Below are 14,674 nucleotides of genomic sequence, written 5' to 3'. Positions count from 1 at the left end.
TTTTAAGCAATTTTTGTTCCCAAACGTTATTTCTTAGTCGCACAGAGCAATCCGAATCGAATTAGTCCTTGCTCATAGCCCCGGCTCATTAATCCCAGTGAAAGCGCAGCTTGAATCGTTGTCCAGCCGGAGAAAAGCAAACCCAGAACGGCTCTAGGATCGAGCGTCGAATCAATCACGATATCCCAAAATGGTGCAACAGCTTTTGACCAATCTGCCGTGCGAATATTCTCGAAGGAAACTTTGCGAGCCAGCGTTTCATATTCTGGCAGCGAAATCACATAAGGCAAAGCATACACGCGGTAGATTTCCGCCAGATGTTTCCGCTCATCATCTGTCAGCTGTCCATCTGCGCCCCCGACAGGACGATGACACCACGTTGCCATGAGAAAAGTTCCCCCCGGCTTTAGCACCCGGTAGCACTCCTGCAAGAACTTCTGCTTATTGGGCATATGTTCGCCACTTTCGAGCGACCATACAAAGTCAAAGGAATCGTCAGCGAAGGGCATATTCAGGGCGTCTGCCACCTGGAACGATGTGCGATCGCTTAATCCAGCAATGGCTGCCCGTTCTTTGGCTCTAGTCGCCTGGACGGGACTCAGGGTGATTCCCGTTGCTGCTGCGTTAAATTTTTGCGCCAAGTAAAGAGAACTGCCGCCAATCCCGCAGCCGACATCGAGGATATTTGCGGGGGTGGTCAAGCCTTCCCCGACCTTCACCTCACCCCACTTAAGCAATTCTTCAATTAAGTCAATCTGCGCTTGCCGCCGGTCTTTTTTCAGCGTACCATCAGCACCATAGTATCCGTGGTGCATATGTTCGCCCCAAATCTGTTCCCACAGACCGGAGGAAGCGTCGTAGAACTGCTGAATTTGCTGATAAAGAGTTGAAGTCATGAAATTTTCAGGCGGTGTTGCTGAAAATTAGCCTACCAGAACTCGGAAAGCAGTAAGCTCTAAAAATACTTTTCCTGATAGACCGCTAGACCATGACTGTTGCCAGAACCATTTGCCTGGGATTTCTTGCTGTCATCACGTTGGGAACGATTTTACTAATACTGCCATTTTCAATCAGTGACGGCAGTTGGAGCAATCCGGTAATCGCGCTATTTACTTCCACGTCTGCCGTCTGCGTGACTGGTTTATCCGTGGTCGATGTGGGGAAATTTTATTCGTTTTGGGGACAATTGTTCATTGTCTTGCTGGTTCAGGTGGGCGGATTGGGCTACATGACGGCAACGACGTGCCTGTTGCTGTTGCTAGGACGCAAGTTTGGACTGCGAGAGAAGATAGCGATTCAACAATCCCTCGACAAGCCAGGATTATCCGGTGTGGTGGAATTGGTGCGCTCAATTATTGCCACTACGTTGATTATTGAAATAACTGGCATCTTTTTACTGATGCTGGTGTTTGTACCCGATTATGGGTTTGATCGCGGTCTTTGGCTATCAGTTTTTCATAGTGTAAATTCCTTTAACAATGCAGGTTTTGGCTTGTTTTCAGATAATTTGATGCAATACGTGCGATCGCCTTTGCTCAACCTGATTGTCACCGCCTTGATTATTTTGGGTGGGATTGGCTATGAAGTGATTATGGAGCTGTATTTATGGACGCGCGATCGCTTATCCAAGAGTCAAGCTTGTGTTGTCTTTTCTCTCAATTTTAAGATTGCTACCACTACCACTGTGTTTCTACTCATTCTGGGAACAATTCTCTTTTTGTTTACAGAGTTCAACAATCCCCAAACCTTTGGCGCACTTGATTTTCCCCAGAAGCTCATGGCGGCTTGGTTTCAATCGGTAACACCCCGAACAGCTGGTTTTAATACCATTGATATCGGGAAATTGACCGAAGCGTCTCTTTTTATTACCATTGCATTCATGTTTATTGGGACGAATCCTGGCAGTACCGGCGGCGGAATTAAAACCACGACAACAAGGGTTTTACTCAGTTCTACTCTCTCAGCATTACAAGGTAAGGAAGAAGTAATTGCTTATCAACGCCAAATCCCGATGGCGCTAATTGTGAAAGCGACTGGGGTTGCGGTTGGTTCGCTTCTGGTGGTCATTGGTTCCACGACTTTAATTGCGTTAAGCGATCCACAGGTGGCGTTTATCCAAATCTTATTTGAGGTTGTTTCAGCATTCGCCACGGTTGGACTTTCTACTGGTATTACAGCGAGTGTTTCAACGTTCGCCAAACTGGTATTGATTGCCACCATGTACATCGGTCGCGTGGGAGTGTTGCTCCTGATGTCAGCGATTCTCGGAAATCCCAGCCCCAGCATTATCCGCTATCCGGAGGAGAATTTGTTGGTAGGATAGCGATCGCACCCTCGATGCTCCATAAGCTAGAACCTGAGTAACCTCAAGCTTTTTGTCAGTTGTTCGTGACCCAATTGCAGCTTGTAGATTAAAAGGTTGAAAGTTAGAAGGTTGGTTTAAACCTGCAACTGTTTTCGACGAATGATCCCTAACTCAATGAGTCAGTCCGGAGTTTATTTGTGAACTTATCATCTTTAAACTTTTTTCGCAGTCTCAGCACTACTAACAAGCATCAATTTGCAGTCATTGGGTTAGGTCGTTTTGGTCGTGGCGTCTGCTCGACGCTACACCATCTAGGCTACGAAGTGCTGGGCATTGATGCCGACGAAAAGAAAGTAGCCCAAGTTTTGACCGATCAAATTGCTTCCCATGCCTTGCAGTTGGATTCGACAGAACCCGCTGCCCTTAAAGAGGGAGGAATTTTTGATTTTGATACGGTGATTGTGGCGATTGGCAATTATCTGGAAGCTAGCGTAGTGACGACCCTGAATCTAAAGGAAGGTGGGGTGGCTCATGTAGTGGCGAAGTCCTCGTCAGAAATTCATATGAAACTCCTGAAAAAAGTGGGAGCAGATCATGTGGTATTTCCAGAGCATGAAATGGGCTGTACTTTAGCGCGATCGCTGACTAAACCAGCTATTTTAGATCGGTTCGATCTGGACGTGGATAACAGTATTGTAGAAATTATTATTCCTGACGAATTTCACGGCAAAACTATCTCAGAATTGCAACTTCGCAGCCGCTATGGTTTGAATCTGCTAGCAGTCAGCCACGAGGGCAAATTTGAAATTAACCCCAATCCCAACCGGCGGCTTTATAAGGGGTCAGCAATGGTAGTGATTGGCTGCAACAAGGATATTAATCGTCTACCGATTTAAGAAATTAAAAATTAAAAATTAAAAAACTATCTTTTTAATTTTTAATTTTTAATTTTTAATTCAAGAAGCGCCTAGCTGCTGTAGGAACTGGTTAATCTGGTCAATTTTGTCCGCATTCCCCTGCTGATTGAATAGCGTTTTAGCTTGGAAAAGAAAGGGGATTGCCTCTTCGCGTCGTCCAGTTTGTTGCAGCGTTACTCCCAAGTTAAAAAATGCATCTGCCAGAGTGGAATTGAGGACAATCGCTTCTTGGTAATTCGCGATCGCTTCCGCCAGCAGACCTTGCCGTTGCAGAGCCACGCCCAGATTATAAAGAGTCACGGCATCATTTGGGTTGAGGCGCTTGGCTTCCCTCAATACCGCAGCTGCATCTTTGACCTGGTTCTCCTTTAACAGCATTGCTCCCAATTGTTGATAAGCGTCGCCATCATTGGGATTGAGACGCACCGCCTGCTTGAATCGATTGGCTGCCGCTTTGGAGTTACCTTGCTGGACAAAAATTAAACCCATCTGGTACTGAGCCTTTGCCAAGTTCGGATTCTTAGAAGCCGCTGCATTCAGGGCGTTAATTGCTTGTGTCGGCTGATTTTGCTGCGCGTAAAGTAACCCCAGTTGATATTGAGCATCGGCAAGCGTTGGGTCAAGTTCAACTGCTTTTTGAAACTGAGCCATCGCGGCTTCATTTTGATTTTGGTTGACTAACAGCAGTCCCAGATTATAGTAAGCGACTGCATATTTCGGGTCATTCTGAATCGCCTGCTGATAGGCAGCGATCGCTTCTTGTGTTTGACCTTTTGCCTCCATCGCCAAGCCCACATTATAGTAAGCATCTGCCAACTTGGGATTTAAACTTAGCGCTCGTTCATACGCAGTCAGTGCAGCATCGGGTTGCCCTTGCTTATATAAAGCAACTCCCAAATTGTAGTAAGCTTCTCCCAAATTGGGGTCGAGACGAAGCGCTTGCAGGTACTCATTCGTTGCCTTCTCAAGCTGTCCTTGCTCGGCTAGGGAATTCCCCAACAGATAATAAGCCATCGCAATGCTGGAATCGAATTCAAGCGCTTTGCGAAGAGCTAGCTCTGCCCCCCGATAGTCTCCGCGATTATACCGCGTCACTCCTTGTTGGAAGTAAGTCGCTGCCTCAAAATCTTGAGTGTATAGACCTTCGACCATCTGCTTAGTGAGTACGGGCGACTCAAAAGAAGTTGTCTTTTGTCGCCCAGCCCGCGATTCACCGGCAAAGGCAGTGCTGGCAGTCGTCAAACCAAGACCGATCAAAGCAGCCGCAAGGAGATAAATTCGTTTGTGGTTTTTAAGCATATCTAGAACCCCGCACCACTCGCTATTTAGGAAAAAGGTAATTGGGAAGGTAATTAGTTGTCAGTTGCAATTTACCACTGACCAGCGATGATTGACATTCCTCATTACCTTAACTTGTCCCATCGTCATCTGATTGTGGCTTCCGGCAAGATTAGCATCGCGTCCCCAAAAGAATAGAAGCGATACCGATGCTTTGTCGCCACTTGGTACAATTCCAGCAACCGCTGACGCCCGATTAAAGCACCCACCAACATCAGCAAACTCGAACGGGGTAAGTGGAAATTGGTAATTAACCCGTCCACTACCCGCCACTGGTAGCCAGGATAGATAAATAACTCCGTCTTGCCCCTAAAGGAGTGTAATTCCCCATTCATAGCAGCTGACTCAAGCGATCGCACCACCGTTGTCCCCACGGCAATAATCCGACCCCCCCTCGCCTTGGTTTCCCGAATTTGTTCCACCGTAGACTTGGGGACTTCTACCCACTCCCCATGCATTTTGTGGGTGGTAATATCCTCTACTTCCACCGGGCGAAACGTCCCGACCCCGACGTGCAGCGTCACCGAAGCCTGCTGAATGCCTCGTTCTTGCAAGCGTTGGAGTAACTCTGGGGTAAAGTGTAGCCCAGCCGTGGGAGCAGCGATCGCTCCTTGAGCCTGGGCATACACAGTTTGGTACTGTTCCGCCTGGGATTGGGAATCTGTAATGTAAGGAGGTAGCGGCACTTGACCGTATTCCTCCAACAAATCTTCAAACCGACTCCCGGCTGGAACATCAAACTGCAACACCCGCCCCCCCGTCGCCTCATCCCTAGACAAAATCGTCGCACTCAATTGATTCGGGCTTGAGGCTGGGTTCAATTTTTCCTCAGCCCTCAGTTGCTGTGGTTCAAAGAATATCTGCGCCCCCGGTTGCAGACGTCGCCCTGGTTTCACCAAAGCTAGCCAGCAGTTGTTCTGCTGTTCCTCCAGCAGCAACACCTCCACGGGGGCACCCGTAGATTTACGACCCCGGAGGCGGGCAGGGATGACACGAGTATTATTTAATACCAGTAAATCTCCGGACTGGAGGAAGTCGGGTAAATCCCGAAAAATGGCGTGGCTGGGATGATCTGGGGATACCACCAGCAAACGCGCACTATCCCTTGGCACAGATGGATTCTGGGCAATCAGTTCTGCCGGGAGTTCATAGTCATAACTGGCGATTAACCGATCGATATCTATATCATCCCCGCTGGGTGCTTCAGCTTGAAACCGTAAGGATTCGGGGCTGTCTATCTTTAATCTTCTTGCCCCACTAACGGCTTTTGACTCTCCCAACCGGGGATCGCTGATGTGACTGTCTTCGTTAAATTCTGTCATGCCGTTAGTTTACTGATAAGGAATCGATCAATTTAACTTTGCAGATTGGGTAAATACCCCCAGATAAGAACGGGGGCTTCTCCCCTATCGCAGACTATCTTACTCATGGAGAATGAGAGTTATAGAACCAGCATGACCTAGACACTAAGAACTTCTCATGGAATACGTCTACTTTCTGGCCAATGCCAGCCTGACACTACGGGTGGTTGAGTATTTACACACAATGCCCCAGTTGCCCGTTCGTTTAATGACGGTGATTCATCAGATTGATGGCTGGGTGATCAAGGTCAAAATGAGTAACCATCTAAACGCGCAGCAAGATGGTGACTTCCGGGCGTTCATGAACGAACTGGGTATTCCCTACGAACCGGCTATTCGCCTCCAGATGGCGCTTTGGAGTCTGGAAACTGGACAGTCCCCCATCGATGTGATGCGTCGCTACCAAGTCGCTGTGGTTTCTCATGGTAGTCCCGATCGAAGCGATATTGAAGCATTTCGCCAGCAGTTCACAAAAGGGCTGGGATATTGCCCGGAAACTCTAGCTTAATTAACTTAACGGCTCATCGAAAGCGGACTGAATATAGTCTTGTAGACTCAACTGATATTCTCCCACAGCTAAATTTCTAGGTTCTGGTAAAGAAATCAAAGGGAGCTTTTCAGGTTCTGGTAGCAGAACAGTATTGGTCTTAGGACGCTGACATCTGACCAAAGCGACATCAAACCGGCAAGGAAGATTTACTAAATCTGGACGCTCTGCCAAAAAAATCTGTGCTGTGCGCCAGAGTTTAGCTTGCTTTTGCGGTGTAATCGCTAGCATTCCATCCGCATCCCAATTTCCCCGGCTGCGAGTTTTGACCTCGACAAAGATTAAGCAAGAGGACAGGGTAATGGGGCAATGGGGAACGGGTGATGGGTAATGGGTAGTGGGAAACTCTTCCTCCCGCTGTCTTCCTGTCTTTCTGTCTCCCCCTCCCTTACCTTCATCTGGGCGTTGTCGCGCAATTATATCAATTTCTCCCCAGCGGCAACGCCACCGGCGCTCAAGAATTTCCCAGGCTTGGGAAATCAACCATTGAGCAACTAGGTCTTCTCCTAAAACACCGATATCGGGATAATGAGATAGACGACGGTTTTCCATCAAATGGAACCAGCATGAAGTGTAGGCTAGATAATCGGATTTCGACAATTTTACTCGGTTTATTGCTTGTGGCGATCGCCATTGCCTCTTTTGGCGCGATCGCATCTCCCGCCTGGGCGAACGACTACAACAAAGAATTTTTGATTGGTGTAGATTTCTCCGGCAAAGAGCTGACCGACTCCAGCTTTACTAAAGCCAATCTCCGCAGTAGTAACCTGAGTCATACGAATTTGCGGGGTGTCAGTTTTTTTGGGGCTAATCTGGAAAGCGTCAATTTAGAAGGAGCCGATCTCAGAAACGCAACTCTGGACACAGCCCGCTTGACCAAAGCGAACTTAAAGAACGCGGTTTTGGAAGGGGCGTTTGCCTTTAACACTAAGTTTGAAGGTGCGATTATTGATGGAGCCGATTTTACAGATGTGCTGCTTCGTCAGGATGTGCAACAACAGTTGTGTAAAATAGCGTCCGGTACCAATCCCACTACTGGGCGCGAAACCCGCGAAACTTTGTTTTGTCCCTAATCCTTTTCAATCGGTTGTCACTTGGGGTTCAATACAAATCCTCCTAGGGACACGGGGCATTGCCCCGTGTTCGTAACGGAATTGTCTGCGCTCAAAAAGGGCTAATTAACCGTACTGTTCAGGCTGGCTGCATCAGCGATTTGATTCGGCGCAGATTGGCGCAGGCGATCGCCATACAGAGCCAGTGCATTGCCGCTAAGCAATAGTTCTAAATGCTCCCGGTCATAATCGGCAACAGTTGCAGCATCCTTGACACAGTCATGGAGTACCCCATCCCAGTGCCCATAATCTCCAGAGAAGCAAGCCAGATGCTTGCCAATTTCTCCCATCGCAATGTGAAGATAAGCAGGGCCTGGATCGTCTGATTCAAAGGAAGTAAAGATTTGACCCCGCTCAAAGTATTCCAACGGATCTCGATGGCGGAGATCGTAATGCTCATAAAGACTTGCATCCTCAATCTGAGACGGGTCATGCTGAGCATTCCACAGGAGATCGAAGAGATTTTTTGCCTGACTAATCAGATTGATATTGTTGTGAGTGCCTCTTTCCTGAATCATCAGCTTGGTGAATTCCATCAGGGAAGGACGATAGGGATGCTTGGGGTCAAAGTCACGGATGCGTTTTTCCCAATGCTCGTGGAAAGCATGGGCAAGATCCGGCACCCAACCACAACCGCCTTCTAAAAAGCCAACCCGCAGGGAGGGAAATTGCTCAAACGCCCCATCAAAAACCATTCTGGCTAAAGCCAATTGTTGCTGGTTCCGCTGCACAAAAATGTGCGTCAAGACAAAGGTTTCCACATGATCGGAAATCCCCCCCACCATGTAAGATCCCGGCCCTCCGTGAATGCCCAGACCAATATCCAAATCGGCGGCTGCTTGCAGGATAGGGCGGAAGTCAGGATGGCTAATCGCTTTACAGGTGCGGATATCGGGGAAAGCTTGAGGCGCTTTCGGATGGGGAATCGGTAGGTTTGGGGCAACGGCGACGCTAATCATGCCCAGTTCGTTGACGCAGCGGTGCATTTCAGCTACAGCGGCATCTACATCCTGTAGAGGCAATACACCAATCGGTTTGAGCCGGTTATCGTAACCCCGACAGTCGTCGGCAATGTAGTTGTTGTAAGCACGACACAGCGCGATCGCAAAGTCCTTATCCAATAAGCTCGAAAAGACTAAGTTGAGCGTGCCGTAAATTACCTGGATGTCAATGCCTTCTCGATCCATGTGTTCAATCCGCACTCGATTGAACATGGCCCCCAAAGTTGTATCGGGATGCAGGTTGCGAAAGCCACCTTTCCCCAGTCCCTGAGGCTGCGGGAACATCCGCATAAAGTCGTTTTTACCCGTTGCCGGATTAAAGTCTACGATTCTCGCCCGTTGGTCGCCCAGACTATCAATCGCTAAACCGATGCGATCGCGATACTCTGGCTCTAGATAATCCCGCATTACTAAAGGATTTTCTATCTTATGGGCATCTGCATCAATTACCAGTAGACCTTGATACATGAAAACTCCTTAATTAATTGCTCAATCGTTACCTGCAAATAAATTCCAGGTTTTCAGGGCGTCGGATAGAAGCCTGCCCCGATGAAGACACAATGTTTTTAATTGAATACTCGCCTTGCGGCTGAAATTTAATTCAACGCTTTCTGCTTGCGATGCAAGTATGTCCAAACTTGGCGCAGTCCAAACCAGTTCTCAAAAGACCACATGAGGGAAACCAGGATGGTAATGCCGGGGTACTTGACAAAAGCCGGGTGATTCTTCTCGAAGACAGCATGACCGCCCAAAGCGAATACTTGGGTGAGGACTAAACACACAAGCGTTAACCGCCAATCATAAAACAGAAAACCCACAGCGGCGATCGCTAGCACATTAGTCAAGTGGTGCAGAAACTGGTTGATGGGATGCTGATGACTCGCAACAAAGTGGGCTTTAGCCTCCTGGAAGTAGCTCAAAGTAATTCTCCTGCGGTTGAAACCCGAATTTGTCAAACTCAAAGCGTTGTAGGAACGATATCACTAAGTCTCTTGCGAAAGGGAGAGAAATTAGAATTTTTTTAGGTTGCTTTAACCCAGTTTGGACATTTTACCCTTGGGATGGCAGCGAGGAGAATGTCATTAAGTCAGCCCTAAACTAAAGTTTGGGCTTAAAGCTAAAACCCGTTCAAACGGGTTCAATGGCTTACCCCAGTAAGCTTTAGCTTACTTTAGCTTTAAGCCGGAAATTTATTTCCCGGCTACCTGCGTCAATCCCATTCCAGCTAGGACATTCCTACCGCCACCGGAGTTGCAAATAACCCCGTGGCTGTTGACTCAGTTCCTCTTCGCCCAGCCATTCTACTGGCTTGTAAGTGCCGAAAACCCGATCCCACCAATCTACCGCCAAACCAAAATTGTGATGCCACATTCCATACTTGTGATGCACGTAGTGAACTGGCATCTTCATCCAGAAGCACTTGGTGGGGTTTTCGTGCTGTAGCTGATGGGCATAGGCTGAAAATGCAGCATAGAATAAGCCACCGAGGAACCAACCGATTCCAGCCTCCCACGAGTAGAAAAACATCAGGCACATTACCAGCAAACTGCCCTTGACATAGTCTCGAAACTCCCACAACACCCCCTGTCCTTCGTTACGACGGTGATGATCTCGATGACGTTCGCCAATCCGAGGCGAGACGTGCATCAAGCGATGTAGCCAATATTCCACTAAACTTGCCAAGATGAATGCCAGAGTAAAACAAGCGATTCCTACAGAAAGCTTTGTTAATAAGCTCATAAACTCCATTCCTTACAGGTTTTCTGTATCGCGACGCACACCTAAAGTTTTTTGCTCCGATTTGATTGGCTAGGACGCTTACATCCTATGGGAAATCTTGCTAATTTTTTGTTTTCTGTTGCGGCTGCCTAGCGCGATCGCTAAATTTAAAAAAGTATAGGGTAATGCAAATATCATTCCACAAGCTGCACGCCATCGACTCCAAGAGAACACGGCTCTTGATGTCGGATATATCCTCCAGAAACGATTGACTGCACACACCATTTCATCGCCCAACCCGATTACGTCATGCCACCAACCGGCAGGAATATAAAGCGTTTCACCTTGCTCAAGAATTACTTCGCGTTTATGCTGGAGTGCTTCCTTAAATTTTGGCAATGATTTAAAGTCGGGGTTTTCCAGATCCACCTGACTAAACCAAGAACGCAACTTCAATCCGTGGCGCAAATGAATATACACCGGAAATGGATAGAGATTGTATGTCTCCGAGGGTGGAAAAAACACTATTTTTTTGGCACCATGCAGTTGCATCAACGTGCCGTCCACTGAGTCATAATGTAAGCCTGAGCGATGACCTCCCGGAGCTACATAAATGTTCAGTTCGCTCGCAGGTTCCGTTAAACCTAGCCGAGAACCAATGATTTTTAAAGACTGGGTATCAGCAAGCGGGGTATTTTTGAGGGGACATTTTCCTAGGTTAATGTCATTTTCATGAGCCTTATGGTTACGCAACATCTCTGCATATTCTGTGAATGGCATACTTTGCAGATTTACGCCACTGCCGATGCTTTTCCATTTGCGCTTTTCCTGCTTTTCCCTTTCCCGCCCTGGATTTCGGAAGATTAACTCTTGGCTGCCAAACTTTTCACATAAATAGTCTAAATTCCAGTCACCTTCACTTTCCAATAAGCCCGTAATGATAACAGGAGTTCCGGCTTTTTGATATTTTTCAAAAAATATTTCTGGTGTTATCGATGAAATATCCACTCGTTCGATTGGCTTGACCCGCTTTTCCAAGTCTAATTTTATGACATTTTCCGGTTTGGTTTTCATACCCATCTCCTCACCTATTTTTAGTCAATAATAGTTGGATATATAATCCTAATCCATTTATGAAAGCTTAGATATCTCTTTTTTCTCTTCCTTAGCGCTCTTGGCGTCTAAGCGCTATCGCTAACGCGAGGCTAACGCCAACGCGCAGGCTTCGCCAACGCAGTTCATAAAATTTACAACTCCTATAGAACTGCTATAACTGTCCCCAAAAAGCTTCGTTTTCATCGCTCATTATTCATTAATAAAGACATTATGAATAATAACTAATAGCGAAGTTTAGCATTTAGTTTGGAGAAAAAGAAAAAATCTGCTTTAATCGACATCTAGTTATTGCTAATGGATCTAATGCACTAATGGCAAATCTATTGCTACCAGTTTTGACAACAATTGCTGAACGTGCCAGGGCGAATTTTGTGAAAAAAACTCGCCGGACTTCTGCTGTACAGGAGCAGTTATTAAAGGAGCTATTGCAGGCTCATAAAGATACCGAATTAGGTCGCAAATATGGGCTGAGAGATATCAAAACAATCGAGCAATTTCAACAACGGATTCCGATTCTGCCTTACAGCAGCTACGAACCCTATACTGAACGCATTGCCCAAGGTGAAAAAAATATTTTAACGCCAGATCCGGTCGTTTATCTCAATACGACCAGTGGCTCGACGGGAAATCAGAAATTAATCCCGGTGACTCAGCGATTTCAGAACTCGTTGGGATGGGCGAATCTGACTTGCATCGGCTTTTTAGGTGAGGCGCTGCGTTCGCAAGATCGAAAATTTGGCAAACTGTTAGTCACCAACACCGCCCAAATAACGGGACGCACCAGTGGCGGGATTGAATATGGGCCGGGAGGTACAGGCGTCCTCCGCATGGGCAAATTTCTCTACGAACAACTCTTTGCCCATCCTTACGAAACCCTACAAGCAGCGGATAGTATCACCCGCCATTATCTTTGCTTCTTATTTGCCCTGCGCGATCGCTCGATGCGAGGAATGGGAGCCAATTTTCCCATGCTCATCCTGCGAATCTGCAACTATTTAGAACGCTACGCGGAAGATTTGATCCGAGACATCGAAACCGGAACCATTGCCAGTTGGTTAACACTCGAACCAGAACTTCGAGCCAAATTGGAACGGCAATGGTCAGCAAATCCAGGTCGCGCCGCTCAATTGCGGGAAATCTTAAAATCAGAGGGACAGCTTACCCCAAAACTAGCATGGCCTGAGCTATCTTTTACCGCCACCGCGCGGGGAGGAACCTCAGATTTTTACTTTGAGCGATTTCCCAGCTACTTTGACGACATCCCTAGCTTTGGGGCTGTTTTCGCCTCCGCTGAAGGCACTTTTAGTATTTACCACGACCTCAACAACGATGGCAGCATCTTAGCCATTGAAGCAGGCTTTTTTGAATTTATCCCGCAAGACCAGTGGGAAGTAGAGCATCCCAAAACCTTACTTGCCACGGAAGTGAAGGCGGGAGAACTTTACCGGATTCTGATGACCAACTATAGCGGCTTCTACCGTTACGATATTGGTGATGTTGTCGAAGTTCTAGGCTTTTACGAGCAGGCTCCTCTGATTGTATTCCGTCACCGTCGAGGCGGGATCTTGTCTTCCACGACGGAGAAAACGACTGAATTTCATGCCACTCAAGTGATGCAAAGCCTGCAACAAGAATTTGGCTTGCCATTAGAGGATTTTTGTATCACTTTGTCCGAAAATGAGTTCCCCGCCCATTATCTCGTGAATATTGAACTCGTTAATGGTCATATTTTGAGCGATCGCCTTGCTTTTTTAGCCAATTTTGACCGTAAACTCAAGGAAACTAACGTTTACTATCAATCCAAACGCAAGGATCAGGTGCCTCCTCCCCGACTGCGAATTCTGGCTCCTGGCAGCTTTGCCAAAGTTCGCCAACGTCAAGTAGAAAGGGGAATTCCGGATTCTCAACTAAAATTTCCCCATATTAGCGAAGATCGGAATTTTCTAGCTGGACTGGAAGTGGAGCAAGAGGTTAGACTTCCAGAGGATCGCGATTAAATTTGTCTTTGCTACCAAAGAAAAGCAGCAATCCTGCCACCATCGAGACACTCGCTGCCCCATAAAAGACCCCTGGCAAGCCGCCATAATTGATCGCTGGCCCTAGGAGAATCGGGGAGAGGAACTGTCCGAGGAAACCGGCACCCGTTCCGATTGCCAGCACGCTAGACCGGAGTTGTGAGGGGGCGAGATCGGCTAAAGCGCTATAGAGGTTGGGTAGCACAATCCCAAATCCCACCCCGAAGAGTACCGCTGTTATCAAAATCCAGAGGAGTTGGGACAGCAGTGGGATGGTTGCCAAGGTTAATGCCATCAGGGCAAATCCGGTTGCGGTGGCTCGATTTAAACCGAGTCGCTTGGCGAGTCCCTTCGCAGCAAAAGCGGAGACAGCAGCTGCCCCAACTGCCCGCGATGCCAGGACAATCCCATTGAGAGATGCTCCTGCCCCTATCGTTGCCTTGAGGTAAAGAGGTGCGTAAATAACGACGGCATACATTGCCACTGAGGCTAAGCAAAGGGTCAGTAACAACTGCAAGGCGTGGGGCTGTCCGATGATTTTACCCAGCTTTTGGTTTGAATCCGTGGCGCGTTCTTTAACCCGAAGCTTCGGTGGCTTTTCTTTCAAAATTAAAGCAACCAAAAACGCTAGCGGCAACCCTAGCCCATACAGATAAAAAGCATATTGCCAGTGAGTGGCACCAACCCAGCCCCCTAAAAGCGGAAAAGCAATACCAGTCAGAGTTAGGGTACTGGTTGCGTAGCCTAAAGCTTGCGATCGCGCTTCGCCTTCATACATATTTCCCAGCAAGCCCAGACTCGCCGCGGCAATCCCCCCACTCGCGATACCCAGCAACCCCCGCATCACTAACAGCGGCGTCAGCGTTTGCATGAAAGCTCCTGCCGTGCCTAACACTGCGTAGAGAATTAGGGAAGGAATTAGCACCCGTAACCGACCAACTCGATCTGCCAAAATCCCTAGCAGTGGGCTGAATAGGGCAATCGTCAGGCAATGAAGGCTCACCAAATTACCGGCAAATGCAGGATCGAGGTGAAGTTGTTGTACCATTTCTGGCAAAATTGGCGCAATGACTCCCCCCGTCATGGTAGTCAGGGAGCCTGCTGCCAGCAGCACTAACAGTCTGCGATCGCCCAACATAAGCCAGAAACCTGCAATTTTTGGTCATCATAACCTAGATAGGTGGAAATCAACTTATTTTGGGCTGTTCTGGGTGATGAGTGATTCATCATTTGAAAAATCCCA

At 47.6% G+C, this 14,674-nt stretch carries 14 protein-coding genes; 5 read left to right on the top strand and 9 right to left on the bottom strand.

Translation table 11 applies throughout. From position 1 onward, the window contains the following. Window positions 1–26: 26 nt before the first annotated feature. Window positions 27–896: a methyltransferase domain-containing protein gene (locus tag NC996_RS00810; protein ID WP_190683316.1), complete on the bottom strand. Its 870-nt coding sequence runs from the start codon at window positions 894–896 to the stop codon at window positions 27–29. Window positions 897–988: 92 nt separating this feature from the next. Between NC996_RS00810 and NC996_RS00805 the strand changes: the two genes are divergently transcribed. Beyond that, window positions 989–2,323 carry a TrkH family potassium uptake protein gene (locus NC996_RS00805; RefSeq protein WP_190429557.1) on the top strand — a complete coding sequence of 445 codons (1,335 nt, stop codon included), beginning with the start codon at window positions 989–991 and terminating at the stop codon, window positions 2,321–2,323. A gap of 179 nt (window positions 2,324–2,502) precedes the next feature. Next, entirely contained in the window at window positions 2,503–3,201 is a 699-nt protein-coding gene (locus NC996_RS00800; protein WP_190429556.1) for an NAD-binding protein, read from the top strand. 60 nt (window positions 3,202–3,261) lie between these two features. On the opposite strand, the gene NC996_RS00795 is transcribed toward NC996_RS00800, so the two are convergent. Then, window positions 3,262–4,521, bottom strand: coding sequence for a tetratricopeptide repeat protein (locus NC996_RS00795; protein WP_190683313.1), 1,260 nt, complete (start codon window positions 4,519–4,521; stop codon window positions 3,262–3,264). 125 nt (window positions 4,522–4,646) lie between these two features. Then, window positions 4,647–5,882 (bottom strand): tRNA preQ1(34) S-adenosylmethionine ribosyltransferase-isomerase QueA, encoded by a 1,236-nt coding sequence (gene queA / locus NC996_RS00790; RefSeq protein ID WP_190683310.1) that lies wholly within the window; start codon window positions 5,880–5,882, stop codon window positions 4,647–4,649. A 157-nt stretch (window positions 5,883–6,039) separates the two neighbouring features. On the opposite strand from queA, the gene NC996_RS00785 reads away from it, so the two are divergent. Next, the gene (locus NC996_RS00785) at window positions 6,040–6,429 is read left to right on the top strand and encodes a hypothetical protein (protein WP_190414650.1); all 390 of its coding nucleotides are present in this window, start codon (window positions 6,040–6,042) and stop codon (window positions 6,427–6,429) included. Here NC996_RS00785 and NC996_RS00780 read toward each other — a convergent pair whose 3' ends face one another. Further along, window positions 6,430–7,020: a YraN family protein gene (locus NC996_RS00780; RefSeq protein WP_190683307.1), complete on the bottom strand. Its 591-nt coding sequence runs from the start codon at window positions 7,018–7,020 to the stop codon at window positions 6,430–6,432. 14 nt (window positions 7,021–7,034) lie between these two features. Here NC996_RS00780 and NC996_RS00775 point away from each other — a divergent pair, with 14 nt between their 5' ends. Continuing rightward, window positions 7,035–7,541, top strand: a complete 507-nt coding sequence (locus NC996_RS00775) for a pentapeptide repeat-containing protein (RefSeq protein WP_190425122.1) — start codon at window positions 7,035–7,037, stop codon at window positions 7,539–7,541. Between the two features lie 101 nt (window positions 7,542–7,642). On the opposite strand, the gene NC996_RS00770 is transcribed toward NC996_RS00775, so the two are convergent. The 4 genes from NC996_RS00770 to NC996_RS00755 all read right to left on the bottom strand — a co-directional run bounded on the left by NC996_RS00770 (window position 7,643) and on the right by NC996_RS00755 (window position 11,380). Beyond that, window positions 7,643–9,049, bottom strand: coding sequence for an amidohydrolase family protein (locus tag NC996_RS00770; RefSeq protein WP_190683304.1), 1,407 nt, complete (start codon window positions 9,047–9,049; stop codon window positions 7,643–7,645). Window positions 9,050–9,177: 128 nt separating this feature from the next. Further along, complete coding sequence (locus NC996_RS00765) at window positions 9,178–9,501, bottom strand: Mpo1-like protein (protein ID WP_190536549.1); 324 nt, start codon at window positions 9,499–9,501, stop codon at window positions 9,178–9,180. A gap of 316 nt (window positions 9,502–9,817) precedes the next feature. Further along, window positions 9,818–10,321, bottom strand: coding sequence for a sterol desaturase family protein (locus NC996_RS00760; protein WP_190683301.1), 504 nt, complete (start codon window positions 10,319–10,321; stop codon window positions 9,818–9,820). Window positions 10,322–10,399: 78 nt separating this feature from the next. After that, the gene (locus NC996_RS00755; RefSeq protein WP_199302913.1) at window positions 10,400–11,380 is read right to left on the bottom strand and encodes a cupin-like domain-containing protein; all 981 of its coding nucleotides are present in this window, start codon (window positions 11,378–11,380) and stop codon (window positions 10,400–10,402) included. Between the two features lie 347 nt (window positions 11,381–11,727). Between NC996_RS00755 and NC996_RS00750 the strand changes: the two genes are divergently transcribed. After that, window positions 11,728–13,413 (top strand): GH3 auxin-responsive promoter family protein, encoded by a 1,686-nt coding sequence (locus NC996_RS00750; protein ID WP_190683295.1) that lies wholly within the window; start codon window positions 11,728–11,730, stop codon window positions 13,411–13,413. Here the strand turns inward: NC996_RS00750 and NC996_RS00745 are convergent. Further along, window positions 13,388–14,569, bottom strand: a complete 1,182-nt coding sequence (locus NC996_RS00745; RefSeq protein ID WP_190683291.1) for an MFS transporter — start codon at window positions 14,567–14,569, stop codon at window positions 13,388–13,390. The genes NC996_RS00750 and NC996_RS00745 overlap by 26 nt on opposite strands. Window positions 14,570–14,674 lie beyond the last annotated feature (105 nt).

This window comes from Trichocoleus sp. ST-U2, from assembly GCF_039961875.1.
Taxonomy (GTDB): Bacteria; Cyanobacteriota; Cyanobacteriia; order Cyanobacteriales; family FACHB-T130; genus FACHB-T130.
The sequence above is the reverse complement of the archived record's forward strand: the minus strand, read 5'-3'. Positions and strand labels throughout refer to the sequence as shown.